The sequence below is a fragment of the Erythrobacter sp. JK5 genome, from assembly GCF_018205975.1.
Classification (GTDB): domain Bacteria; phylum Pseudomonadota; class Alphaproteobacteria; order Sphingomonadales; family Sphingomonadaceae; genus Erythrobacter.
On sequence record NZ_CP073577.1, the window covers coordinates 1,773,659 to 1,796,108 of the forward strand.

21 protein-coding genes, 1 tRNA gene and 1 riboswitch are annotated in these 22,450 nt (G+C 65.9%); of the genes, 6 read left to right on the plus strand and 16 right to left on the minus strand.

Annotated features, from left to right (window positions below; genetic code table 11):
- Nucleotides 1–16: 16 nt before the first annotated feature.
- The 6 genes from KDC96_RS08715 (at nt 17) to KDC96_RS08740 (ending at nt 4,584) form a co-directional block, all read left to right on the plus strand.
- On the plus strand, nt 17–619 hold the full coding sequence (locus KDC96_RS08715; protein ID WP_212448078.1) for a hypothetical protein: 603 nt from the start codon (nt 17–19) through the stop codon (nt 617–619).
- A gap of 90 nt (nt 620–709) precedes the next feature.
- The gene (cobA, locus tag KDC96_RS08720) at nt 710–1,468 is read left to right on the plus strand and encodes a uroporphyrinogen-III C-methyltransferase (RefSeq protein ID WP_212448079.1); all 759 of its coding nucleotides are present in this window, start codon (nt 710–712) and stop codon (nt 1,466–1,468) included.
- A complete protein-coding gene (locus tag KDC96_RS08725; RefSeq protein WP_212448080.1) occupies nt 1,465–1,761 on the plus strand; it encodes a DUF2849 domain-containing protein in 297 nt (98 codons plus the stop codon). The genes cobA and KDC96_RS08725 overlap by 4 nt, the downstream gene beginning before the upstream one ends.
- A 1-nt stretch (nt 1,762) precedes the next feature.
- Nucleotides 1,763–3,391, plus strand: a complete 1,629-nt coding sequence (locus tag KDC96_RS08730) for a nitrite/sulfite reductase (RefSeq protein ID WP_212448081.1) — start codon at nt 1,763–1,765, stop codon at nt 3,389–3,391.
- Nucleotides 3,384–3,833 carry a DUF934 domain-containing protein gene (locus KDC96_RS08735; RefSeq protein WP_212448082.1) on the plus strand — a complete coding sequence of 150 codons (450 nt, stop codon included), beginning with the start codon at nt 3,384–3,386 and terminating at the stop codon, nt 3,831–3,833. Before KDC96_RS08730 ends, KDC96_RS08735 begins: the two co-directional genes overlap by 8 nt.
- Nucleotides 3,826–4,584: a phosphoadenylyl-sulfate reductase gene (locus KDC96_RS08740; RefSeq protein WP_212448083.1), complete on the plus strand. Its 759-nt coding sequence runs from the start codon at nt 3,826–3,828 to the stop codon at nt 4,582–4,584. Before KDC96_RS08735 ends, KDC96_RS08740 begins: the two co-directional genes overlap by 8 nt.
- Before the next feature lie 41 nt (nt 4,585–4,625).
- On the opposite strand, the gene KDC96_RS08745 is transcribed toward KDC96_RS08740, so the two are convergent.
- From KDC96_RS08745 to murB, 16 genes are all read right to left on the minus strand, one after another.
- Nucleotides 4,626–5,270, minus strand: coding sequence for a hypothetical protein (locus KDC96_RS08745; protein WP_212448084.1), 645 nt, complete (start codon nt 5,268–5,270; stop codon nt 4,626–4,628).
- 85 nt (nt 5,271–5,355) lie between these two features.
- Nucleotides 5,356–6,273, minus strand: a complete 918-nt coding sequence (locus tag KDC96_RS08750) for an NAD(P)-dependent oxidoreductase (RefSeq protein WP_249171731.1) — start codon at nt 6,271–6,273, stop codon at nt 5,356–5,358.
- A 2-nt stretch (nt 6,274–6,275) separates the two neighbouring features.
- The gene (proB, locus tag KDC96_RS08755) at nt 6,276–7,403 is read right to left on the minus strand and encodes a glutamate 5-kinase (protein WP_212448086.1); all 1,128 of its coding nucleotides are present in this window, start codon (nt 7,401–7,403) and stop codon (nt 6,276–6,278) included.
- Complete coding sequence (gene cgtA, locus KDC96_RS08760) at nt 7,388–8,455, minus strand: Obg family GTPase CgtA (protein WP_212448087.1); 1,068 nt, start codon at nt 8,453–8,455, stop codon at nt 7,388–7,390. The genes proB and cgtA overlap by 16 nt, the downstream gene beginning before the upstream one ends.
- A gap of 133 nt (nt 8,456–8,588) precedes the next feature.
- A complete protein-coding gene (locus KDC96_RS08765) occupies nt 8,589–10,520 on the minus strand; it encodes a TonB-dependent siderophore receptor (protein ID WP_212448088.1) in 1,932 nt (643 codons plus the stop codon).
- A gap of 116 nt (nt 10,521–10,636) precedes the next feature.
- Nucleotides 10,637–10,866, minus strand: a riboswitch (cobalamin riboswitch).
- Between the two features lie 32 nt (nt 10,867–10,898).
- Nucleotides 10,899–10,974, minus strand: a tRNA-Ala gene (locus tag KDC96_RS08770).
- An 88-nt stretch (nt 10,975–11,062) separates the two neighbouring features.
- Nucleotides 11,063–12,055, minus strand: a complete 993-nt coding sequence (locus KDC96_RS08775; protein ID WP_249171732.1) for a hypothetical protein — start codon at nt 12,053–12,055, stop codon at nt 11,063–11,065.
- 191 nt (nt 12,056–12,246) lie between these two features.
- Nucleotides 12,247–12,978: a Bax inhibitor-1/YccA family protein gene (locus tag KDC96_RS08780; protein ID WP_212448089.1), complete on the minus strand. Its 732-nt coding sequence runs from the start codon at nt 12,976–12,978 to the stop codon at nt 12,247–12,249.
- Nucleotides 12,979–13,125: 147 nt separating this feature from the next.
- Complete coding sequence (locus KDC96_RS08785) at nt 13,126–13,917, minus strand: pyrroline-5-carboxylate reductase (protein WP_212448090.1); 792 nt, start codon at nt 13,915–13,917, stop codon at nt 13,126–13,128.
- Nucleotides 13,918–14,043: 126 nt separating this feature from the next.
- The gene (locus KDC96_RS08790) at nt 14,044–14,550 is read right to left on the minus strand and encodes a YbjN domain-containing protein (protein WP_212448091.1); all 507 of its coding nucleotides are present in this window, start codon (nt 14,548–14,550) and stop codon (nt 14,044–14,046) included.
- Nucleotides 14,547–16,226, minus strand: a complete 1,680-nt coding sequence (locus KDC96_RS08795) for a tetratricopeptide repeat protein (protein WP_249171733.1) — start codon at nt 16,224–16,226, stop codon at nt 14,547–14,549. The genes KDC96_RS08790 and KDC96_RS08795 overlap by 4 nt, the downstream gene beginning before the upstream one ends.
- 142 nt (nt 16,227–16,368) lie before the next feature.
- Nucleotides 16,369–18,099, minus strand: a complete 1,731-nt coding sequence (ftsZ, locus tag KDC96_RS08800) for a cell division protein FtsZ (protein ID WP_212448092.1) — start codon at nt 18,097–18,099, stop codon at nt 16,369–16,371.
- Between the two features lie 164 nt (nt 18,100–18,263).
- A complete protein-coding gene (gene ftsA, locus KDC96_RS08805; protein WP_212448093.1) occupies nt 18,264–19,607 on the minus strand; it encodes a cell division protein FtsA in 1,344 nt (447 codons plus the stop codon).
- Nucleotides 19,607–20,512 carry a cell division protein FtsQ/DivIB gene (locus KDC96_RS08810; RefSeq protein WP_212448094.1) on the minus strand — a complete coding sequence of 302 codons (906 nt, stop codon included), beginning with the start codon at nt 20,510–20,512 and terminating at the stop codon, nt 19,607–19,609. Before KDC96_RS08810 ends, ftsA begins: the two co-directional genes overlap by 1 nt.
- The gene (locus KDC96_RS08815) at nt 20,505–21,515 is read right to left on the minus strand and encodes a D-alanine--D-alanine ligase (RefSeq protein ID WP_212448095.1); all 1,011 of its coding nucleotides are present in this window, start codon (nt 21,513–21,515) and stop codon (nt 20,505–20,507) included. Before KDC96_RS08815 ends, KDC96_RS08810 begins: the two co-directional genes overlap by 8 nt.
- Complete coding sequence (murB, locus tag KDC96_RS08820) at nt 21,485–22,450, minus strand: UDP-N-acetylmuramate dehydrogenase (protein WP_371815553.1); 966 nt, start codon at nt 22,448–22,450, stop codon at nt 21,485–21,487. Before murB ends, KDC96_RS08815 begins: the two co-directional genes overlap by 31 nt.

Genomic DNA, 22,450 nt, shown 5'->3' on the forward strand with positions numbered 1-22,450 from the left:
GCTATGGCGCGTCGACATGACGCAGAACGTGGACTCCACCAAATGGACCGGGCTCGTTCCGGACTTGGGCCGCGAGGACGTGCGCGAAGCGCAGCGCCCCGTGGAGAGCGGTCCCCTGCTACTCGAGCCGAAAACCTTCCGAGATCGGGTGATCAACTGGGCGAGCGCGATAACCCTGCTGCCACTGTGGGCGGTGTTCTCGTTCGTGGGTTCTTTCGATCTGCTCGTTTCGCTGCTTTTTCTCGCCGCAGGCCTTGTGCTGTTCGTTGCCGTGTCGGTTGCGGCGCATTTCTGGTCCATAGCCCGGTCGCATCCGCCGGCCCTGCTGCTGAATGAGGAGGGGCTCCATCTGCCGCGGGAATATGAACGGCCGATACCGTGGTCGCGGGTCGGAAAGGTGGAGTACGCCTACGGCAAGGTCTTTCGCTGGGTCAGTGTTTCGACCGACCCAGATTACAAGCTGGTAATGCGGGCGCGCTGGCCGCTCGGCCATCTCAGCGCGGCACAAAGGACGCAGAAAGTGCCAGTCCATATCCTGTCCTGCTGGAACATCGACGCGGACGGTGACGCGCTGATTGCCGAACTGGAGCGTTTCCGGGACAATTACTGCGCGCAGTGATCCTGCCTTAGGCCCGCCAATAGCTTTCCTTACCCACCCCCAAACCATTCTCGCTGGCGTGTCGGCGTTCGCTCGCTCATTTCGCCATTCATGGAAAAGACCGGAACGATCTTTCTGGTGGGCGCAGGCCCGGGCGATCCCGAGCTGCTGACCCTGCGCGCGGCACGGCTGCTCGCGACTGCCGGGCTGGTGGTGCATGACGGGCTTGTTTCGGACGAGATACTCGCCCTCGCCCCCTCGACCGCGCAATTCATCTCGGTCGCCAAACAGCGCGCAAGGCACACCCTGCCGCAGGACGAGATCAACCTGTTGCTGGTGCGCGAAGCGCTGAAGGGCCGCGACGTTGTGCGGCTGAAAGGCGGCGATCCGCTGATCTTCGGTCGCGGCGGCGAGGAATCCGAACTGGCGCGTGCGCATGGTGTCCCGGTCGAGATCGTGCCCGGGATCAGCGCCGCCAACGGGGCGGCGGCTGCGGCGCAAATCGCGCTCACGCACCGCGACGCATCGAGCATCGTCAGCTTCGTCGCGGGCCAGTGCAAGGGGCTGTCGGATCAGGACTGGTCGGGCCTCGCGGGCAAGGGCCGCACGCTGGTGATCTACATGGGCGTCAAGACGGCGCCGCAGATCGCCGAAAAGCTGATGGCGGACGGGCTCGCGCCCGACGTTCCGGTGGCCGTGATCGAAAACGCCGCAAGGCCCGAAATGCGCGTGGTGCGTGGTTTGCTCGCCGGGCTGCCCGACCTTGTGATCGAGCACGCGATCAAGAGCCCCGCTCTGATCGTCATCGGCGACGTGACCGCCCGCGACAATCTGACAATCGCACAGACCGCTATGGAGGCAGCCCAGTGAAGATCCTGACTGGCAACGACCTCAAGACCGGCGCGGTGATCTGGTGGGACGGCAGCAATTGGTCGCTCCATGTCGATTGCGCCGCCGATGTCGGCATCCATGGGGAAGAGATCATGGCGCGCGAGGAAGCGCTGCGCCGGGTCAACGTGCCCTACATCATCGAGGCCGAATCCACCGCCGAGGGCGTGCGCCCGGCGCATATCAAGGACCGCATCCGCGCGCTCGGCCCGACTGTGCGCCCCGACCTCACGCACAAGCCGCAAGACGCCGAAGCGCTCGACTGGGTGATCTGACATGTACCAGTATGACCAATACGATCAGGCCATGGTCGATGCCCGCGTCGAGGAATTCCGCGATCAGGCGCGCCGTCGGCTCGAAGGCAAGCTGACCGAAGACCAGTTCAAGCCGCTCAGGCTGATGAACGGGCTCTATCTGCAGCTTCACGCCTACATGCTGCGCGTCGCGATCCCCTATGGCACGCTCAATTCGCGCCAGATGACCGCGCTGGGCGATATCGCCGACAAGTACGATCGGGGATACGGCCACTTCACCACCCGCCAGAACATTCAGTACAACTGGATCAGGCTGGAGGACGCCGCCGATATCCTCGCCGACCTGTCCAAGGTCGAGATGCACGCGATCCAGACCAGCGGCAATTGCATCCGCAACATCTCCTCCGATCACTTCGCGGGCGCGGCGCATGACGAGTTGGTCGACCCGCGCCCCTATGCCGAGCTGCTGCGGCAATGGTCGAGCTTCCACCCCGAATTCACCTACCTGCCGCGCAAGTTCAAGATTGCGGTGATCGCCAGCGAAAAAGACCGCGCGGCGATGCGGCTGCACGATATCGGCATCCAGATCGTCGAGCAGGACGGCGAGATCGGCGCGCGTTTCTTTGTCGGTGGCGGCATGGGCCGCACCCCGATGATTGCGCCGATGATCCGCGACTTCGTGCCGCTCGATCAGCTGGTGACCTATGCCGAGGCGTGCCTGAGGGTCTACAATCGCTACGGTCGGCGCGACAACAAGTACAAGGCTCGGATCAAGATCCTCGTTCACGAACTGGGCGCTGAGGAATACACCCGCCAGGTCGAAGCGGAATTCGCGCATCTGCTGGGTCAGGGCGTCGAGCCGCCGCGCGAGGAGCTGGAGCGGATCAGGCCGTTCTTCGCCGATCCGCCGTTCGAAGATGGCCCGAAAACCGTCGACCGCTCGGACCCCGATTTCGCACTGTGGGTCGACCGCAACACGGTCCGGCACAAGCATGACAGCTATGTCAGCGCGGTGATCTCGCTGAAGCCGGTCGGCGGCATCCCCGGCGATGCGACCGGCGAGCAGATCCGCATCATGGCGCGGCTCGCCAGGCAGTACAGCTTCGACGAGCTGCGGGTGATGCACACCCAGAACATCGTCCTGCCGCATGTTAGGATCGCCGATCTGCACGCGCTGTGGACCGAGCTCGACGCGGCCGGTCTCGGCGCGCCCAATCTCGACACGGTCGAGGATATCATCGCCTGCCCCGGCCTCGATTACTGCAGCCTCGCAAACGCCCGCTCGATCACGGTCGCACAGCGCATTTCCCAAAATTTCGCCGCCACCGGACGCACCGCCGAACTCGGCGAGCTGAAGCTCAAGATTTCGGGCTGCATCAACGCCTGCGGGCATCACCATGCCGGGCACATCGGCATCCTCGGCGTCGACAAGAAGGGCAAGGAAAACTACCAGCTTTCGCTCGGAGGCAGCGAGGCCGAAGACGTCAGCCTCGCCAAGATCACCGGCCCCGGCTTCGACGAGGACGGCGTGGTGCAGGCGGTCGAGACCGTCACCGACGTCTATCTCGGCGCGCGGCAGGAGGGCGAGAGATTCCTCGACACGTACCGCCGGATCGGCATGGAGCCGTTCAAGGAGGCGCTTTATGGATAATCTCGGCACCTCCCCCGACGAAGTCCAGTTCCGCTTCCGCGACGACGAGCCTGCCGATCACGGCACCGTCACCGTCGATGCATGCTGTGACCAGACCAACGCCACCGCCGTCCGGATCGAACCGGGCGACGATGCTCGGGTGCTGATCCCGTTCCTCGATCGGCTCGCGCTGGTCGAAGTCAACTTCCCCAGCTTCGGCGACGGGCGCGGCTATTCCGCCGCCCGCATCCTGCGCGAGGCGGGCTACACCGGCGAATTGCGCGCGGTCGGCGATGTCTTGGTCGACCAGCTGAGCCATATGCGCCGCTGCGGGTTCGACGCTTTCGCGCCGGACAAGCCGCTCGACGAGGAGGATGCCCGCCGCGCCTTCGAGACGTGGGAGAATGTCTACCAGAGCGCTGCGGACGGGCGAAAGACCATCCAGGAATTGCGTCATGAATGAGCACCGCACAATCGACCGGCTCGATGCCAGCCCGCGCTTCTCCGAGCACGACGCAGTGCGCCTCAACCGCATGTTCCGCGGGTCTTCGACGCAGGAGATGCTCGAAGCCGTCATCAAGGACAACCTCGCGGGCGATGTCGCGGTGGTTTCCAGCTTCGGTGCGGAGAGCGTCGCCTTGCTGCACCTGATTGCGCAGGTCGACCCCGGTGTTCCGGTGCTGTTCCTCGAAACCGGCAAGCATTTTGCCGAGACGCTGGCCTATCGGGACGAGGTGGTCGAACGCCTTGGTCTTACCAATCTCGTCGTTCTCACCCCGGACGAAGTCGAGCTGATCGCCAAGGACGAAAGCGGGCTGCGCTGGTCGTACGATCCCGATGGCTGCTGCGAAATCCGCAAGGTCAAGCCGCTGGCCAAGGCGCTGGCCGAATTCGATGCGAGCTTCACCGGGCGCAAGGCGTTCCAGTCATCGAGCCGCGCCAACCTGCCGCGCTTCGAGATCGACAATTCGGACGCGCAGGGCCGGCTCAAGATCAATCCGTTGATCGACTGGTCAGCCGACGACATCGCCGCCTACCTGGAAGAACACGACCTGCCGCGTCATCCGCTGGTCGCCAATGGCTTTCCCTCGATCGGCTGCGAGCCGTGCACCCACAAGGTCGCCGACGGCGAAGACCCGCGCTCGGGCCGCTGGAAGGGCTGGGACAAGACCGAATGCGGCATCCACAAGCCCGGCGAGGAACCGTTTCTGTAAGCTCATGCGCGCCCCGCGAAAGACGGGGATACGCATGGGAGCTAGCGCCGAACCGCAGCGCTCAGGCGCACGCGCATCGCATCGTCGGCGCGCTTCTTGGCTAGCGCGCCCGCTTGCGACATCGCGGGGTCCAGGAAAGTCTGCCCCTTGATCAGGATCGCCTGCTTGCGCAGGTCGGGCGAAGACAGGCCCGGAATGAACAGCTGGAACAGCCGGGGCTTTCCAGGCGATCGCGGGTCGATCGTGCCGCCGTTCGTCACCGCAGCGCGCCCTTCCCCGGTGTAGGCGAGCAACGGTGAGCGCGTGACCCCCTGGATCAGGAAGCTCATGTCGCTCCAGTCGTCGGGCACCGCGCACAAATGCCGCACAGCATAGGCGATCGATTCCCCGTGCTTGTCGGCATACAGTTCGACCGTCCGATAATTGGGCCAGTCGAGCCACCATTCGCCCGAAGCGACCTTGGGCACGAACGGCCGGGCATCGCGCCACGGCGATCCGCCAAAGCGGACCAGCACCGTTCCCGCCGGGATCAGCAGCCGCTTTGGTCCGATGATGCCGCCGTTGATCCCGCCATCGGGCGAATAGCGATCGCCATCGGGGAAGTGCCGCAGGCGGCCGAGTTGTTGCCCGCTGGCCAGCTTGAGCGTCTCCGGCCGATCAAACGCTTCCTGATTTATCGCGACCATGCGCACCCCTTCACGATTCTCAAATCCCTGCAATTCCGGAGGGATACACCAAAACGGGATCGACACGTAGAGCTTTGCGCCCGATCTACAGCCAGCCCTGCTCCCTGTACCATTCGGCGGTCATCTTGAGGCCCGCTTCGCCATCCCATACCGCCTGCCACAGCGACAGCGGCGGGGCTTTCCTGACGTCGCACACCCAGTCCGGGTGGACCATGTAGCCGACCCGGTCCTCGGTCAGCTTGGCCTTGTGCCCGCGCAGCGCCTTGTCGATCCTGGCCGCGATCTGCAGCAGCGGCTCGGGCAGACTGGGGGCGAAAACCTGGCTCCTGCCGACCGCCTCGCCGATCATCTGCGCCAGTTCGGTGTGTTCGTAGCCATAGGGATTGTCGTCCCACGGCTCGTAGGTCCGATGCGTCGCGATCGACCCGGCGCAGGCGAGCGCGATCAGCAGCCGCGCCAGATCCTCGACATGGATCAGCGAGCTGCGTCCCGCCGGCGGGACCGGGACAATGCCGAGCTTGGCCGCCTTGAACAGATCGAGATAATCCTTGTCGCGCGGGCCATAGACGCCCGGCGGGCGCACGATGGTCCACTCGAGATCGCTGGCCTTTACCAGTTCCTCGGCGCGCGCCTTGGACGCGCCGTACGCCGACAGCTCGGGTTCGCGGGCCGAGAGCGACGAGACGAACACGAAGCGCCGGATGCCCGCCGCGCCGGTCGCCGCGAGCATGCGCTGTGTCCCGGCAACATTGGCGCGGTCGAATTCGCTGGTGTCGGGCGTGTTGGTCAGACCGGCGATGTGGATCACGGCATCGACACCGGTCGCGAGCTCGGCCAGCGCCGCATCGTTGTCGAGCGTGCCGGACACCCACTCCACCCGCTCGCGCGCATGCTGGTTGCGGCGCGTGAGCGCGCGCACGCGCAGCCCCTTCGCAAGCGCCGCATCGAGCGTCGCGTGCCCCACGAAACCGGTCGCTCCGGTGATCGCGACATGCGTAACCACCGCTACCCCCGCACCATGTGGTCGCGGTGGACGACGGCGGCGCGCGGGGCGTAGCCGAGCTTCGCTTCCTGCTCGCTGCCTTGCAGGCCCAGGATCGCGCGGCATTCCTCCGCCGAATACTCGACCAGGCCCTGCCCCAGCCGCTCGCCCTTCGGTCCGTGCAGGCTGACGAGCGCACCGCGCTGGAACGCGCCCTCGACCTCGATCAGGCCGGCCGCCAGTAGGCTCGCGCCCCGGCCCAGCGCTTCGACGCAGCCCGCATCGACCGTCAGCACGCCTTCGGGCGCGATCCGCCCGCCGAGCCACGCCTTGCGCGCATTGTCCGCGCGAACGGGCAGGAAGATCGTCCCGATCCCGCTGTCCCGCAGCCGTGCGACTGGGCTGTCCCGGCGACCATCCACGATGCCCAGCGCAACCCCGGCGCGTTCGGCGATCCGCGCGGCCTGCAGCTTGGCCCGCATCCCGCCCGAACCCAGCCCGGACGATGATCCGTCGCCCGCCATTGCGATCACTTCAGGCGTCACCCCTTCGACCCGATCGATCAGCTGCGCACCCTCGGAAGCCGGATCGCGATCATAGAGTCCCGCGACGTCGGACAGCAGCAGCACGCCCTGCGCTCCGGCAGCCTGCGCCACGCGCGCGGCCAGCCGATCGTTGTCACCGAACCGGATTTCCTCGGTCGCGACGCTGTCGTTCTCGTTCACCACCGGGACTGCGCCCGCTTCGATCAGCCGCTCGAGCGTCGCCGCAGCATTGAGATAACGCCGCCGGTCCTCGAGATCGCCGAGCGTCACCAGCATCTGCGCGGCGGTGAGACCGTGTGCGCCCAGCGCCTCGGCCCACAGCTGCGCGAGCGCGACCTGACCCACCGAAGCCGCCGCCTGCGCATCGGCCAGGCTCGCGCGCCCGCCTTTCGCAAAGCCCAGCCGCGCCGCGCCGAGCGCGATCGCGCCCGAGCTGACCAGGATCACTTCGGTCCCCTGCGCGCGCAGGGCGGACAGATCGCTCGCGAGCGAGGCGAGCCACGCGGTCCGCGCCTTGCCATGTTCGACCAGCAGCGCCGATCCGACTTTCACCACCAGCCGGCGGCACTGCGCGGGATCGAGCAGCGCCTTCAGATCGGCGACCATTCGTCGCCCTTCTCCGCCTCGTCCTCGACTTCGGCGGCCTTGGTTTCGGTCGACGTGCGATCGGGCAGGTAACCGAGCACCGCGTCGAGCAATTGTTCGATCCCTTCGCCTGTTGCGCCCGAGACTGCAAACACCTGCGCCGCGCCCGCCTCGGTCAGTTCCTCTGCGAAGCCTGCCACCAGTTCCTCATCGGCGAGGTCGAGCTTGTTGAGCGCAACCAGGCGCGGCTTGTCTTCCAGCCCCGCGCCGTAGGCGGCGAGCTCCTCCTCGACGATGCGCATGGCTTCCACCGGGTCCTGATCGTCGGTTCCGGTGATGTCGATCAGGTGGATCAGCACCCGGCAGCGCTCGATATGGCCGAGGAACCGGTCGCCGATCCCCGCCCCGTCCGCTGCGCCTTCGATCAGACCGGGAATGTCGGCGAGCACGAATTCGCGGCCCTTGTGCCGCACCACGCCGAGCTTGGGAACTAAGGTGGTGAAGGCGTAATGCCCGACCTTCGCCTTGGCGTTGGACACCGCGTTGATGAAGGTCGATTTGCCCGCATTGGGGAGGCCAAGCAGGCCGACATCGGCGAGCAGCTTCAGCCGCAACCACACCCACATTTCCTCGCCCGGTTCGCCCGGCTGGTGCTGGCGCGGGGCGCGGTTGGTCGCGGTCTTGTAGGAGGCGTTGCCGCGCCCACCCATACCGCCTTCGAGGAAGACGACACGCTGGCCGACCTCGGTGAAGTCGGCGAGCACTTCCTCCTTGTCCTCGGACAGGACCTGGGTGCCCACCGGCACCTTGATCACCAGATCGGGCGCGCCCGCTCCGGTGCGATCACGGCCCTGCCCGTGATTGCCGCGCTTGGCCTTGAAATGCTGCGAATACCGGAAGTCGATCAGGGTGTTGAGGCCCTGCACCGCTTCGAAGATGATGTCCCCGCCCTTGCCGCCGTTGCCGCCGTCGGGGCCGCCATATTCGACGTATTTCTCGCGCCGGAACGAGACCGCTCCCGGTCCGCCCGCGCCCGATTTGAGATAGATCTTGGCCTGATCGAGGAAATGCATGGGATGCACCTATGCATTTCCTCGACGGATTGCGAGGGGAATAGAGCGCCAGCTCTCCGTTCGTGTCGAGCGTAATCGAGACACGCCCGCGCCAGCGCCTCTCGACTACGCTCGAGGCGAACGGGGTCCTCGACTAGAACCTCGCTTCGATACCGATCAGCGCTGCTCGCCCGGGAGCGACGAAGGTGAAGACCGGCTCGTAGGTTTCATCGAGCAGGTTTTCGACCCGCCCGAAGGCGTCGATCCCTTCCGCCAGTTTCACCCGTGCGTTGACATTCACGAGTACGTAATCGTCCAGCGTGGTTTGCGGCGCGGGAAAGGCTCCGACGGTGAAATCGGAATCCTGCGCTTCGCCGTGGTAACGGACAGCCAGATTGGCGGAAAAATCATCGCGAGGCGCGGCCCAATTGAGCACTGCGCTGGCGAGGTGATCGGGGCGACGGACCTCCTCGACTCCGTCTTCCTCGGCATCGACGAAGCTGTAGGCACCGTTGAAGGAGAAGCCGCTTCCCAACTGCGCCGCAATGGCCAGCTCGACACCGCGCTGGGTGCTGTCGGTCGCGCGATTGCCCGGTGTCTGGATGAAGTCAGGCGGTGGGAAGGCGGTGAAGATTTCGTTTTCGAGCTCGGCGTCGAAATAGGTCAGCGATACCCGCACCGCACCGCGGACGAAATCCTGATCCACTCCGACTTCCCAACTGGTCGATTCCTCGGGCTGCAAATTCGGGTTGCCGACGAAAACGCCGTCGAAAAAGCCGAACAGCTCACCGAAAGTCGGGTTTTTGACCCCTGTACCAAAAGCCGCACGCAGCCGCGTCGTATCGGTCACGCGCATGCCTGCGCCGATCCGGAACGTGGTCGCATCCTGAAAGCGATCATTGATATCGTGACGGACTGCAGCGGCAAAATCAAAGCGCTCACCGGAATAGCGATACTCGCCGACCAGCCCGACATTTTCGATCTCGCGGCGATCGTCAAAGGTCAGGACATTGTTGAAGCCCTCAACTTCGTAGTCTGCAGCGAAAGTGACGGTATGATCGTTTCCGCCAAAGTCATAGGCGGTCACGTAGGACGCCTTGAACCGGTCACTCTCCGTCTCGCTCGGGAAGCCGGCAGGCGCGACGGTGTTGCGGTCGATGTCGGCGACCTGCGCGGAAAGGTCGTGAATCCACGCTCCGTCCAGCGCTTCGAACCGGGCACCGACCAACGCGTAGAACGCCTGATTCTCGTATTGCGTCCCGGGGCTGTCGATCACGAAACCCTGTGTCGGGCTGCCAAAGCCGAAGTCCTGATCGTTGAACTCGCCTTCGGTTTCCACATAGCGGAGTGCGGAGCGCAGCTCGAAGCCATCGGCGACTTCGACCGCACCCTTGCCCGAAATGGTGTAGCTGTCGCGACCGATGTCGCGGGTGCCATTCCGCGCATTGGGTTCGCCTTCGGTGCTGACGACGGTGGCCGAGAGCGCCGCGTCCCATCCATCCCCACGATATCCATAGCGCGCCGCGCCGTTGACGGTCGAATTGGTCCCACCCTCGATCCGCGCAGAAAAGCCCGAAAGCTCACGACCGCTCGCCGCGTTGTAGGCCACGACACCGGCGACCGCATCGTTACCGTACAGCGCCGATTGCGGTCCGCGCAGCACTTCGAGCCGGCTGCCGATCTCGGCCTGCAACGTGCCGATATCGAATTCACCATTGTTCGGGTCGGACACCTCGATCCCGTCGACCAGCACCAGCACATGGTTCGCTTCCGACCCGCGCATCCGGATCTGGGTTTGACCCGCCACGCTGCTGACGGCCACGCTCGGAACGTCGCGCAAAACATCGGCGATGTCGCGGATCTGGCGCCGATCAATCTGCTCCGGAGTGATGAGGGTCAGCGATCCGGTAAACTCGCTCACCGGGATCGGCATGTCCCGGCTCGCGGTCACCAGAATGGGGACTGGGCGCTCGGTCAGGTAAATTACGCCATCGGCTTCGCTTTCCGCATCGGCCTGCGCCCACACAGGCGCACTCCACGCAATCGCCGCCAGCGCAGCGCCGCACCACACAGTCTTCGATTTCATCTTCCGTATCCCTTCCGAATGAGCAACGTCGGACCGTGCGGGGATCACCCACACGGCCAGTGAAGTCGTCGCTCGAAACGAAAGTTCATTCGCGCCGCGCCAATCCCTGAGCGGGGCAACAAGCGACACGCTCCGGTCGGTCTCCTGGCTTGCGGGTCTCCGCGTCTGGCTCTCACCTTCCCAGAACTTGCGCTCCAGTGGCGACGGCCCTTGCGGACCGCGCGAGACAGACACTCACCGCTTACAGTTGCAGGGACAGCTGCGGATTTGCACTGTTGTCCGACAGGACCTCGCGCGCACCGCATTCCCGTTACCGAGGCGTGCCATCGCGTTAGGGATGAAGAGCGCGCGTCGCAAGTCTCGTGCACGCTGCGGACCTGGTGGAGCCGAGGGGAATCGAACCCCTGACCTCGTCATTGCGAACGACGCGCTCTCCCATCTGAGCTACGGCCCCGTTCAGGTGTGCGTGCGCCCTGCGGCGGGCAGGCGCGCGCATTAGCTCAAGCCTCGCGCGCTTGCCAAGCGAATTATACTGGGCGGATCTATCGCCTCGGAGTATTCGCCTGGTCGGCCGGCGCGGCATCGGGAATGGGTTCGACCACCGGCTGCGAGACGAAATTCTCGTTCACCGGCACGACGGGTATTTCGTTCCCGGTATCGGGGTCGGCTACCAGCGTGCTCGCCGCTGCCGGTGCCGCGAGGGTCGCCGCCGGATCGCCCATACCGGGCGTCGGGACATTGGGATCGCCCGCCGACCGTGCGCGCTGCACCGCCACCCAGCCGGGCTGCGAGGGACCGTAGAGCGCGCCGTAGCGCCGATCCCATTCGCTCGATTGCTGTTCGTACTGCTCATACTCGTCGAAGAACGTATCGAACGGTGCCTCGAGCAGCGGGAAATTGGCCAGAGCGAAGGCGATCGGATCGCTCGGCGGCGCGGCCAGCGCGCGGTTCGAAAGATCGAGCATCGTGGCGCAGAATCCGCGGCGCGCGGGTGGCAGGGCGAAGAAATTGTAGACCTGCGTCATTTCGCCTTCGCGCGCGACGATTCCGGCGCGGCGCGCGCCCAGTTCGCGATTGTAGATCGCATCGATCCGGTCGTTGACGCGCTTCAGCGCGCGCGCGTGATCGGTGATGTAGGCGCGATATGCGTCGGTGATCGGCGCGTATTGCGGCGCGGTGCAATTCAGCGCAGCGACGTTCCAGCCGGATCGGAAATGCCACACCGTTTCGTCTTCGGTGAGCCCGCGATTGACGGTCAGGCGCTTGCCGTCCGCCCCGACCGAAGGGATGTTCATGACATAGGCCGCGCCCGACGGCGGAAGCGGGCGATAGGGGATCGTCTCGACCACCGGCGGCGGGGGCGGCGGGGGTGGTGGCGGCAGCGGCACCGGGGCCGGCGCGCAAGCGGCAAGGGTCGCCACGCCTAGCGCGACGGCGGTGATCCGCAGGCCTGCCGGTGGGCGATTGGGCCCCGTGGGTATCCCGCCGGAAATCCGGTCGCCGCCCGTTGTGCCTGTATCGTGATCCACGCTCATCGCCCGTCTGCCTCTCGCTTTACCCCTGCGAGCCAGGATAGCTCGCGCTCCCTTGCTCCCGTGTGAAGGGGATCAGCGATAGGCCCGCCGCGCAGCAAAGAAAATGCCCGGGACGCACGAAACGTCCCGGGCACGATTCCATTCACCGTTTTCGCCGCCAAGCGTAGCCCAACGGCAACATCGGGGCGCGACTATTCGCGGCTGCCGAGGAACTGCAGCAGGAACATGAACATGTTGACGAAGTCGAGATACAGGGTCGTTGCCCCCATGATCACCGCCTTGCCCATGAACTCGGTTCCGCGCACCTGATGGTACTGGTTCTTCAGCCGCTGCGTGTCGTAGGCGGTAAGGCCTGCGAAGATCAGCACGCCGAGGCTGCTGATCACGAACGCCATCGCTTCCGACTGCAGGAAGATGTTGATCACCATCGCGATGATCAGCCCGAACACGCCCATGATGAGGAAGCTGCCCCAGCCGGAAATGTCTTTCTTGGTGGTGTAGCCCCACAGGCTCAGCCCCGCGAAGGCGCCCGCCGTGGCGAAGAATGTCACCGCGATCGATTCACCGGTGAACACCAGGAAGATCGTCGACATCGACAGGCCCATCACGATCGCGAACGACCAGAACAGGATCTGCAGCGTGCCCTGGCTCATCTTGTGCAGGCCGAAGCTCATCGCCATGATGAAGCCGAGCGGCGCGAGCGCGACGATCCACATCAGCGGACCCCCGGCGAACGCATAGGCAAGCCCGGTGGCTGCCGCCGCCATGGCGACGATTCCGGTCAGCAGCACACCCGAAGCCATGTAATTGTAGATCGAGAGCATGTACGAGCGCAGGCCCTCGTCGTAAGTGACCTCGCCGCCGGCGCGCGGCACCGAGCCGAAATTCGACTGCGTGCGCTGCGTGTCTTTCCAATCAGCCATTGTGGATCCCTTGTCTCCATTTCCAGCGCGACAATACGCGCCTTTCGCCATGCAATATCGGTGTTTTGCCAGCCGTTTTCAAGCGAAACCGGTGGCAATTCGGTCCGATTTGTTCATTTTTTCGGGGGATATGATTAACGAATGCTTTCAATCGCTTCCGCGCGACAGTTTTGCACCGCGATCGCGGGTCGCGCGCAGCGTATCGACCAGCAGTGCCCGCAGGGCGTTGTCGCGGTCGAGCACGTCCAGTCCCTCGCGGGTCATCCCGCCGGGGCTCGCGACGCGGTCCGCCAGCTCGCCCGGCGACAGCTCGGCCCTGGCCGCCAGCGCGGAAGCGCCCTCGACCGTGGCCAGCGCAAGGTCTTGTGCGGTCGCGGGGTCGAGCCCGAGCTCGCTCGCCGCGGCCGCCAGCGCATCGATGAAACGATAGACAAAGCCGGGGCCGGACCCGGCCAGTGCGGTGACCAGATCGAACCGGGTCTCGTCCGCGAGCCAGACCACGCTGCCGAGCCGGTCGAACAGGCTCGAGGTCGGGCCGCGATCGGCCAGTCCGCGCTCGCACAGGATCACCGGCGACTTGCCGATCCGCGCGGCGAGGTTGGGCATCACCCGCACATGCGCCGCTGCTTTCGGAAACGCGGAACCCAGCTGGTCGAGCGTGATCCCGGCGAGCAGCGAATAGACGGTGACACCCTGCCCGGTGAGCGACTGCAATTCCGGACCCAGCGCGCCCAGTTGCTGCGGCTTGAAACCGAGCAGCACCGCATCGTGACCGCTGGCTTCGCCCGGTTCTCGAAACAGCGCCACGCCGTCAGGAACCGATTCCAGCGCCGGATCGAGCACCGCGAAACGCGCCGGATCGATGCCCGAGGCCAGCCACCCGGCCAGCATCGCGCCGCCCATGTTTCCGCACCCGATCAGGAGAAGCTTGGTTGTCATCCCGTAGTCCGTTCATGCTCAGCCTGTCGGTTGTGAAGCAGGCACGAAGAGCCAACGATAAGCGCTGCGCTGCGCTCGCCCCGCGACAGGCTCAGGACGAGACGTTCCATGGTACCGGCGCGAAAGCTACGCCTCGCCTGCGGCATCGACAAGCGCGCTGTCGAGCGCGTCCCGCGGCGTCTTGTCGCCCCACAGCACGAACTGGAACGCCGGATAGAACCGGTCGCATTCGTCGATCGCGGTTTCGACCAGCGCCTGCGCCTGCGCGATGCTCAGCATGCCCTCGTCGCCCAGCAATGCGCCGTGACGATACAGCAGCACGTCGCCGTTCGACCAGATATCGAAATGGCCGAGCCACATCTGTTCATTGACCAGGCTCAGCAATTCGTAGGCGCGCGGGCGCTTGTCGTCCGACACGCGAATGTCCGGCAGGCACAGGAATTGCAGCACATTGTCGGCGCTGCGCCAGATCGCGCGCAGCTGATACTTGGCCCAGCTGCCCTGGACCTCGCCGGTCATTTCATCGTCCGAAATCACCTCGCACGGCCAGCCGCGCGCTTCGAACAGCGCTGCCAGCATATCGACCGGGGCGGCGTCGTCCTGCGCGGCGTATTCGGATTCGCGCGGCATCATGCGGAGGTTTTCGTGTGCGTCATCGGTGCGACGAATGCCTTGGCGCGGGCGGGCTTGGCAATGGGCCGTGCCGAGGCGGCTGGGGAGAACCGTTCTGGCTTGTTCAAAGCTTGTGCAAAGAAACCGGGGGATGAACCCCAATCTCTAATCAAGTGATTGAATCTCCGTGCCTTCCGGGCTGGTATACGAGAAAGTATCGAGACCCTTTTCGGCCAGCGCGTTGACCAGCCGTCGCGCCTCGCCGGTGCTTGCGACCGGCCCGGCGAGCAGGCGGTTCGACTGGCCCATGTGACCACGTGCGGCGTGAACGGGCCGAGCAGGTCGGGCGCCTGGCGCTCGATCCGCCGCCAGTCGAACCGCAATGCCTCGCGGTCGCGTCCGGTCGCGACCTGGACCCAGAATCGGCGGGGATGCTGCGGAGTAACGGCTTCGGGTGCCGGCGGCGCCTCGCGCCGGACCTGGATGGTTGCGAGATCGACCGCGTCGCGGCCGCCTGAAGTCGCGGGCATGGTACCTTCGCCAAGCTCGGCGAAGACATCGGCAAAACCAGGTTCAGGCTCGATCGCCCGCTCGGTCGCTGGGCCAGGAGAAGTAGTGGCGGGAGCGTCCGACGTTGCCGCGCTCGCAACGCGGGCAAGGTCGAACCCTGGCGCGGGAGCGGCATCCCCACTGGCCGGGGAGGGCGGTTCGACCCGGGCGACGCGTGCGGGCCCAGTTGCGGTGTCGCCCGAGGCCCCGTCGGTCGAGGGGACTTGCTGCGAGGCGATGGCCACGCGTTCGGGCGGGCGTCCGAGCGGCTGCCCGACGGGCTCGAGCCGATTGCCGGCCTCGACCGACGACGAGGCCGAGACCGCGCCCGAGCCGGTCGCCGCGTAACCGGCGATGCGCGGGTCGTCGCGACCGATATCCGCCGCACGCGGAAAGATGCCGAGATTTGCGGCTGCGGCTTGCTGGGCCTTGGTCAGGCGCGGCATATAGGCGAGATAGGGCGTGATCCGCCCCGCAAGATCGCGCGGCATCACCGCTTCGGTTATCGCCGCCGCGCGCTCCTGCTGACCGAGGATCGCCAACCCGAAGGCGCGAGCGCGAAACGCAGCGAATTCGCGCTTGTCGATCAGCGGTCGCAAGGTCTCTTCGAAGGCGCGCTGTTCTCCGACGATGGCCTGGCTCAACGCCATTCTGCGGATCGCGAGGCTGTCGTCCGGATTCTCCCGCAGCGCCTGGCGATAGGATGCCTGCGCGCGCACTGCGTCGCCGACGAGGTCGTAGGCCAGCCCGCGATCCGCCAACACGTCGCGCGGCGATGCCCCCGCCGCTTCGGCCTCGGCAAACAGCCGCAGCGCCTCGATCGGACGTCCCGAGCGCAGATATACCGCAGCCATGCCCATCTTCACGCGCGGGTTTTCCGCCGACAATTCCTCGGCCCGGCCGAAGAATCCGAGCGCAGCGTCGAGATCCTCGAGCTTCAGCGAAGCGTTGCCCGCTTCGATCAGCGCGTCGAGATCGCGCGGGCTGCGTGCCAGTTGCCGCAGCGCGCGGTTGAGCCGTTCGACATCGGGAGAGGGGAGCGGCTGGACGACCGCTCGCGAAGTGGATTCCTGAGCCCCCGCCGGCGCACCGGACAGAGCGAACCCCGCCATGCCGCAAAGGGCCAGCGCAAGGGTCGAAATTCGCATCGTCAAGCGCATAATCACGCCGTGGGGCTAATCCAATCGAACGGAGACGCTAGCCGGAATGGCCTGAATGCGAGGCGAACGGAGCGGTGCTTCGGTCGAACCGAAGCCCGGCACCGAGGCATCGCGCCGACCGTGCGGAATCCTACTGGTTGTTCTGCCGTCCGAGGAAACGCGGGATCGACAGCGCCGGAGCGTCGTCATCGCCATCATCGTCGTCCTCGTCTTCGTCGGAGGACGACCCACGCGACAGGTTGGCCATCCGCTCGAACAACGTCGTGCCGGGATTCGAACCGCCAGCCGAGCCGCTGCCCGGAGCCGATCCGGCGTCGTCACCGCCCAGCACCGGACGCTTGCGCGGTGCCTCGCCACGCGGTTCGACCGGCTTGTCGTCGGCCGCGAGCCGATCGGCATCGGCGAGCAGATCGTCGTCGGCATCGCCTTGCATTTCAGGCTCGTCCGCTTCGGCATCTTCGAATTCGGCATAATCGCCGCCGAGCTCGAGCGTATCTTCGTCCGCACCGAATCCGTCATCGGTCGGGTCCCCGAACCGGCTGTCTCCGGCGGGTTCGGGCAGCGTTTCGTCGGTGTCCTCGAGGTCATCCTCGTCCGCACCGCGCAATCCGGCAAGCGGATCGACGATGCCGTCGACGTCATCGTCTTCCTCGCCCATGTCGTCGCCCGCCTGCATGCCCGACAGGTCGAACGGCTCGGCCTCGTTGGCCGGTTCGGGCATCGGGTCGGGCGTTTCAGCCACCGGATTGGCCAGCGGAGCGACTGAAGGCGTGTCATCTGTTTCGGCTCCGGCTTCGCTTTCCTCGGCCTCGCCGCCCAGTTCGAGCACCGGCCGCTTGGGCGGGCGCGCGCTCGCAAGCGAAACCGGCGTCGAACGCTCGATCGCGCCCGATGCGCCTTGCTCGATCCCGGTGGCGACCACCGAGACGCGGATCTTGCCGTCGAGATCGGGGTTGAAGGCGCTGCCCCAGATGATGTTGGCGTCTTCATCGACCAGCTCGCGAATGTGATTCGCGGCTTCGTCGACTTCGAGCAGCTTCATGTCCTCGCCGCCGATGATCGAGATGATGACACCTTTCGCACCCTGCATGCTCACCCCGTCGAGCAGCGGGTTGGCGATCGCCTGTTCGGCAGCGTCGAGCGCGCGGTTCTCGCCCTCGCCTTCGCCGGTGCCCATCATCGCCTTGCCCATTTCGCTCATGACCGAACGGACGTCCGCGAAGTCGAGATTGATCAGGCCCGGCATCACCATCAGGTCGGTGATCGAGCGCACGCCCTGCTGCAGCACTTCGTCGGCGAGCTGGAACGCTTCCTTGAAGGTCGTTTCCGCCTTGGCGACGAGAAACAGGTTCTGGTTGGGAATGACGATCAGCGTGTCGACGTGATCCTGCAGCTCGTCGATCCCGGCCTCGGCCGCGCGCATCCGGCGGGTGCCTTCGAACAGGAAAGGCTTGGTCACGACGCCGACCGTGAGCACGCCCTTGCGGCGTGCCGCCTCGGCGATCACGGGCGCAGCGCCGGTGCCGGTGCCGCCGCCCATCCCGGCGGCGATGAACACCATGTTCACGCCCTCGAGCGCTTCCTCGATCTCAGCCACGGTCTCTTCCGCCGCCGCCTTGCCGACTTCGGGCCTCGCGCCTGCGCCGAGACCACCGGTGATGTCCGGGCCAAGCTGGATGCGCCGTTCGGCCGGGCTGGTGCTGAGCGCCTGCGCGTCGGTGTTGGCGACGATGAAGTCGACGCCTTCGATTTCGGCATCGATCATGTTGGCGATCGCGTTGCCGCCCGCGCCACCGATCCCGATGACCGTGATGCGGGGCCGAACCTCGTCAGTGGCTGCCGGTCCGATATTGATGCTCATCAATCTGTCCTCCGGGTCTGCGGCGCGCCCCGTTTTGTCTACCGCCAGACCTTACATTTCCTCGATTTGCTTGTGACACATACGCTTCGTGCCCGTTATACCGCAGTTTTCATTATCCACAGCGGCCTGTTAACTCGCTTCCGTTTCGTATTGCCCGGTCCAATTCAGAAATACTGCCTCAATGCGCGCCACAACCCGCCGATCGCCAGCGGCGCGGCGATCGTCCCGCGCTGCCTGCGGGGCTGCGCGTAGCCGCGCCCGACCGATCGAATATCGACCGGATCGTCGGCCGCGTAAAGGCACAGGCCCGCCAGCGTCGCAAAGCCTGGCGTCGAATGCGCCTCGGGCAGCCCCCTGAGCGAGGGCGCGCGGCCGATCCGCACCGGCATGCCGAGCGCGCTCTGGGTGAACTCGGCCAGCCCCGCAAGCTCGGCTCCGCCCCCGGTCAGCACCACCTGGCCCGCGCTCGTTCCGGAAAAACCCATCTCCTTCAGCGCCTTGCCGATCTCGCGAGTCACGTTCGAAAGCTGCTGCGTCACCACCGAAACCAGTTCGGCGCGGGGTATGCGGTTCTTGTCGTCGGCCCCGCGCGCGACCGGTCCGCCGGCATCTTCCCCGAAGGATTCGTTCGGGCCGTTGACCGGGATCATTTCGCGGTGGTCGCTGGGGCTGGCGATCGCCGAGCCGGAAACGCATTTGAGCCGCTCGGCCTGATAGCGGCGGATGCCGAATGCTCCGGCGACCGCGTCGGTGATATCGCCCGATCCCATCGGCACCGCACGCAGGCCGAGCAGCATGCCGGCGGCGAAGACCGATACATTGGTGACATCGCTGCCGATCTCGACCAGCGCGACGCCGAGCTCGCGCTCCTCCTCGCTGAGGCAGGCATAGCCCGAGGCGAGCGGCGCGGCGACCACCGCTTCGACTTCGAGATGCGCGCTCTGCACCGCTTCCATCAGGTTGCGCACCGGTGCCCCGTCGGCGAGCATCACGTGCACATCCACTCCGAGCCGTTCGGCATGAAGCCCGCGAGGATTGGCGACGCCGTGTGCGCCGTCGAGCGTGTAATGCGCGGGCTGCGCGTGCAGCACGCTGCGCCCGTCGGGCTGGATCGTGTCGCGCGCGGCGATCAGCAGGTGCTCGACATCCTCTTCCTCGATCCGGCGTCCGCCGATCTCTATCTCGACCTTGGAAACGTGGCTCTTGAGCCCCGCTCCGGCGCAGGCGACCCAGACGCTCTGGATGCTCGTCCCGGCGTTCTTTTCCGCGCGCTCGACCGCGTCGCGGATGGCATAGGTCGCCGCCCGCATATCGGTGACGTAGCCGCGCTTGATCCCCTGGCTCGCGCGATGCCCCGATCCCAGCACCAGCAGTTCGCCGGTCTCGGTCTCGCCCATGATCATCGCCGAAATGCGAAAGCTGCCGATATTGACCGCGCCGAAGATCTTGGCGAGCCGCGCCTTGCTCGCGGCGGCCTTGTTGGTGCGGGTCACTGCCTTGCTGGCCATTACGGATTGGCTCCTTCGAATTCGATCCGGTCGCCCCGGCCCGGCACGCGCATGTAGATGCGCGGCGGCGCGCGCATGTCGAAGGTCGCGACCTTGCCGCCGATCAGCCGGTTCTGCCCGTCGATCCGCGCGAACTTGACCAGCGCGCTGGCGGATTCGTCTGCCCCTTCGGGCAGCGCCAGCACCTGCCCGGTCTTGAAGGTGAGGTTCCAGCGGCGGTTGCCGACCCATTCGGCAGCCTCGACCTGCGGGCGCAGCGCGGGCACAGCATCAAGCAGCGTTTCGAGCGCCGGCACCTGTTTTGCCGCCCCGGGGCCGGAAATCCGCAGGCGCTCGCCCGCCTTGTCGCGCGCGATCGGTTCAAGCTCCACGCCGCTGGCATCGATCAGCATCAGCCGGTCTGGCTTTTCGAGCACGGCATGGGGTGTGCGTTCGATGATATCGATCGCCAGCGTTTCGGGTAGCTGGACCGAGACCCGCGCGTCGGCGACCCACGGCAGTTCGAGCAATTCCGCGCGCAGCGCCTCGACATCGACCTGCGGCATCGGCTGATCGCGCTGCGCCAGCGCGCGGGCATAGACCTGGCGTTCGTCCATGCGGCTGGTCCCGGTGACGCGCACGTGGCGAACCTCGAAACCGGCGTCCGACGCCAGCAGCGCAACCTGCGCGTGAGCCATTGCCGGAACCCCCGCGAGGTTCGCAATCACCCAGGCCAGCGCAACCGCACCGCCGATGATCGCGGCGAGCCAGATGCGGCTCCACTGCTCCTCGGTAAAGGGCAGGATGCTCATCGCTCCATCAATGAAACCGCTGGTCTTCGCCCTGGCGCGACGCGCACCGGCGGCGCGGTTGGATGCCTTGGCGGCACGGCGAACGCCCTGCCCTCCGCGTTTGATCCTAGCCATCGGCGCCTCCCGTCGCCTTCGCGCCTTTCGCCGCATGAACCCTGATCGCTTCGCGCACGATCATGTCGCACAGATCGGGATAGGTAATCCCGGCATGCCTGGCCTGTTCGGGCACGAGGCTGAGCGGGGTCATGCCGGGCTGCGTATTGGTTTCGAGCACGAACAGCCCGTCCTCGCCCTGCTCGTCGTCCCACCGGAAATCGGTGCGGCTGGTGCCCTTGCAGCCGAGCACCTCGTGCGCCTTGAGCGCATATTGCTCGCACAGCGCCGCGATCTCCGGCGGGATCTGCGCCGGGCAGACATGCTGGGTGCGGCCCTCGGTGTATTTGTGCTCGTAATCGTAGAAGCCGTGCTCGATCACGAGCTCGGTCACGCCGAGCGCCCGCGCGCCATCCGGCCCGTCGATCACGGCCGTGGTCAGTTCGCGGCCCCTGATGAACGGCTCGGCCAGCAATTCGGCAAAGTCCTGCCACGGGCCTGCGGCATCGCGGCCGATGGGATTGCCGTAATTGCTTTCATCGGTGACGATCGCGACCCCCACAGAGGAGCCTTCGTTGACCGGTTTGAGCACATAGGGCCGCGCCAGCGGATCGCGCTCGAATATCTCTTCGCTGCTGACGATCCGCCCGCCCGGAAACGGGATGCCGTGCGGCTGCAGCACCAGCTTGGTCAGCTGCTTGTCGATCGCGATTACCGAAGTGGCAACGCCGGAATGGGTGTAGGCGATGCCCATCAGGTCGAGCATGCCCTGCACGCTGCCATCCTCGCCCGGCACGCCGTGGAGCGCGTTGAACACCACGTCGGGCTGCGCCTCGGAGATCTTTGCAGCAACATCGCGGCCCATGTCGATGCGAGTGGTGCGATGCCCCTTGCTCTCGAGCGCATCGGCGACGCCGTTCCCGCTCATCAGCGAAACCTCGCGCTCGTTGGCCCAGCCGCCCATCAGGACGGCGATATGGAGGGGAGCATCACTCACGGGCGCCCCACCCGTTTGATTTCCCATTCGAGCTGAACGCCCGAATGCGCATAGACGTTTTCGCGCACGATCTCGCCCAGTTCCTCGATCTCGGTGCTGGTCGCGTTGCCGGTGTTGATCAGGAAATTGGCGTGTTTCTCGCTCACCTGCGCGCCGCCATGCTTGAACCCGCGCAGTCCGGCGGCGTCGATCAGCTTCCACGAACTGTGCCCCGGCGGGTTCTTGAAGGTCGATCCCCCGGTCATGCTGCCGATCGGCTGCGATTCCTTCCGCTCGCTGGAAATGCGGTCCATTTCTGCGCGGATCGTGTCGGGATCGCCCGCAAACCCTGCGAAGCGCGCCTCGACCACCGTCGCGCCATCGGGCAGGGCGGAATGGCGATAGGAATATTGCAGGTCGGCATTGCCGAGCGTCACGAACTGCCCGTCGGGCAGGATCACGTCGCAATCGACCAGCACGTCCCTGGTCTCGCGGCCGTAGCACCCGCCATTCATGCGGGTGACGCCGCCGACCGATCCGGGAATGCCGGTGAAGAAAGCCAGCCCGTCGATCCCGGCCTTGGCCGCGCGGCGTGCGACGATGCTTACCGGAGCGGCGGCCCCGGCCTTCAGCGTCGTCGGCCCGGTGATTTCGACCTCGGCGAATTCCTTGCCCAGCTTGATCACGACGCCGGGCACACCGCCATCGCGTATGATGGTGTTCGACCCGACCCCCAACGCCATGACCGGCAAGTCGCCGTCGAGCCGTTCGTAGAAGGTCTTGAGATCGTCCAGATCGGCAGGCTCGAACAGCCAGTCGGCGTGGCCACCGCTTTTGAACCAGACAAATTTCGCAAGCGGCGCATCGCGCGTCAGCCGCCCGCGAAGACCTTCGATCGGCACGGGCGCGGATGCCGCGCCCTCGACAGCGCAGTCGGGGGCCATGCCGCTGTCGAAGTTCGGGACATCGTCGGGTTGCACCAT

What these genes read in the sequence shown, in the direction of transcription:
- KDC96_RS08715 (WP_212448078.1), top strand. Translation starts at nt 17, where the DNA reads ATGACGCAGAACGTGGACTCCACCAAATGGACCGGGCTCGTTCCGGAC.
- cobA (WP_212448079.1), top strand. Translation starts at nt 710, where the DNA reads ATGGAAAAGACCGGAACGATCTTTCTGGTGGGCGCAGGCCCGGGCGAT.
- KDC96_RS08730 (WP_212448081.1), top strand. Translation starts at nt 1,763, where the DNA reads ATGTACCAGTATGACCAATACGATCAGGCCATGGTCGATGCCCGCGTC.
- KDC96_RS08735 (WP_212448082.1), top strand. Translation starts at nt 3,384, where the DNA reads ATGGATAATCTCGGCACCTCCCCCGACGAAGTCCAGTTCCGCTTCCGC.
- KDC96_RS08740 (WP_212448083.1), top strand. Translation starts at nt 3,826, where the DNA reads ATGAATGAGCACCGCACAATCGACCGGCTCGATGCCAGCCCGCGCTTC.
- KDC96_RS08745 (WP_212448084.1), bottom strand. Translation starts at nt 5,270, where the DNA reads ATGGTCGCGATAAATCAGGAAGCGTTTGATCGGCCGGAGACGCTCAAG.
- proB (WP_212448086.1), bottom strand. Translation starts at nt 7,403, where the DNA reads ATGGTCGCCGATCTGAAGGCGCTGCTCGATCCCGCGCAGTGCCGCCGG.
- cgtA (WP_212448087.1), bottom strand. Translation starts at nt 8,455, where the DNA reads ATGCATTTCCTCGATCAGGCCAAGATCTATCTCAAATCGGGCGCGGGC.
- KDC96_RS08765 (WP_212448088.1), bottom strand. Translation starts at nt 10,520, where the DNA reads ATGAAATCGAAGACTGTGTGGTGCGGCGCTGCGCTGGCGGCGATTGCG.
- KDC96_RS08775 (WP_249171732.1), bottom strand. Translation starts at nt 12,055, where the DNA reads ATGAGCGTGGATCACGATACAGGCACAACGGGCGGCGACCGGATTTCC.
- KDC96_RS08780 (WP_212448089.1), bottom strand. Translation starts at nt 12,978, where the DNA reads ATGGCTGATTGGAAAGACACGCAGCGCACGCAGTCGAATTTCGGCTCG.
- KDC96_RS08785 (WP_212448090.1), bottom strand. Translation starts at nt 13,917, where the DNA reads ATGACAACCAAGCTTCTCCTGATCGGGTGCGGAAACATGGGCGGCGCG.
- KDC96_RS08790 (WP_212448091.1), bottom strand. Translation starts at nt 14,550, where the DNA reads ATGATGCCGCGCGAATCCGAATACGCCGCGCAGGACGACGCCGCCCCG.
- KDC96_RS08795 (WP_249171733.1), bottom strand. Translation starts at nt 16,226, where the DNA reads ATGCGAATTTCGACCCTTGCGCTGGCCCTTTGCGGCATGGCGGGGTTC.
- ftsZ (WP_212448092.1), bottom strand. Translation starts at nt 18,099, where the DNA reads ATGAGCATCAATATCGGACCGGCAGCCACTGACGAGGTTCGGCCCCGC.
- ftsA (WP_212448093.1), bottom strand. Translation starts at nt 19,607, where the DNA reads ATGGCCAGCAAGGCAGTGACCCGCACCAACAAGGCCGCCGCGAGCAAG.
- KDC96_RS08810 (WP_212448094.1), bottom strand. Translation starts at nt 20,512, where the DNA reads ATGGCTAGGATCAAACGCGGAGGGCAGGGCGTTCGCCGTGCCGCCAAG.
- KDC96_RS08815 (WP_212448095.1), bottom strand. Translation starts at nt 21,515, where the DNA reads ATGGGAAATCAAACGGGTGGGGCGCCCGTGAGTGATGCTCCCCTCCAT.
- murB (WP_371815553.1), bottom strand. Translation starts at nt 22,450, where the DNA reads ATGGTGCAACCCGACGATGTCCCGAACTTCGACAGCGGCATGGCCCCC.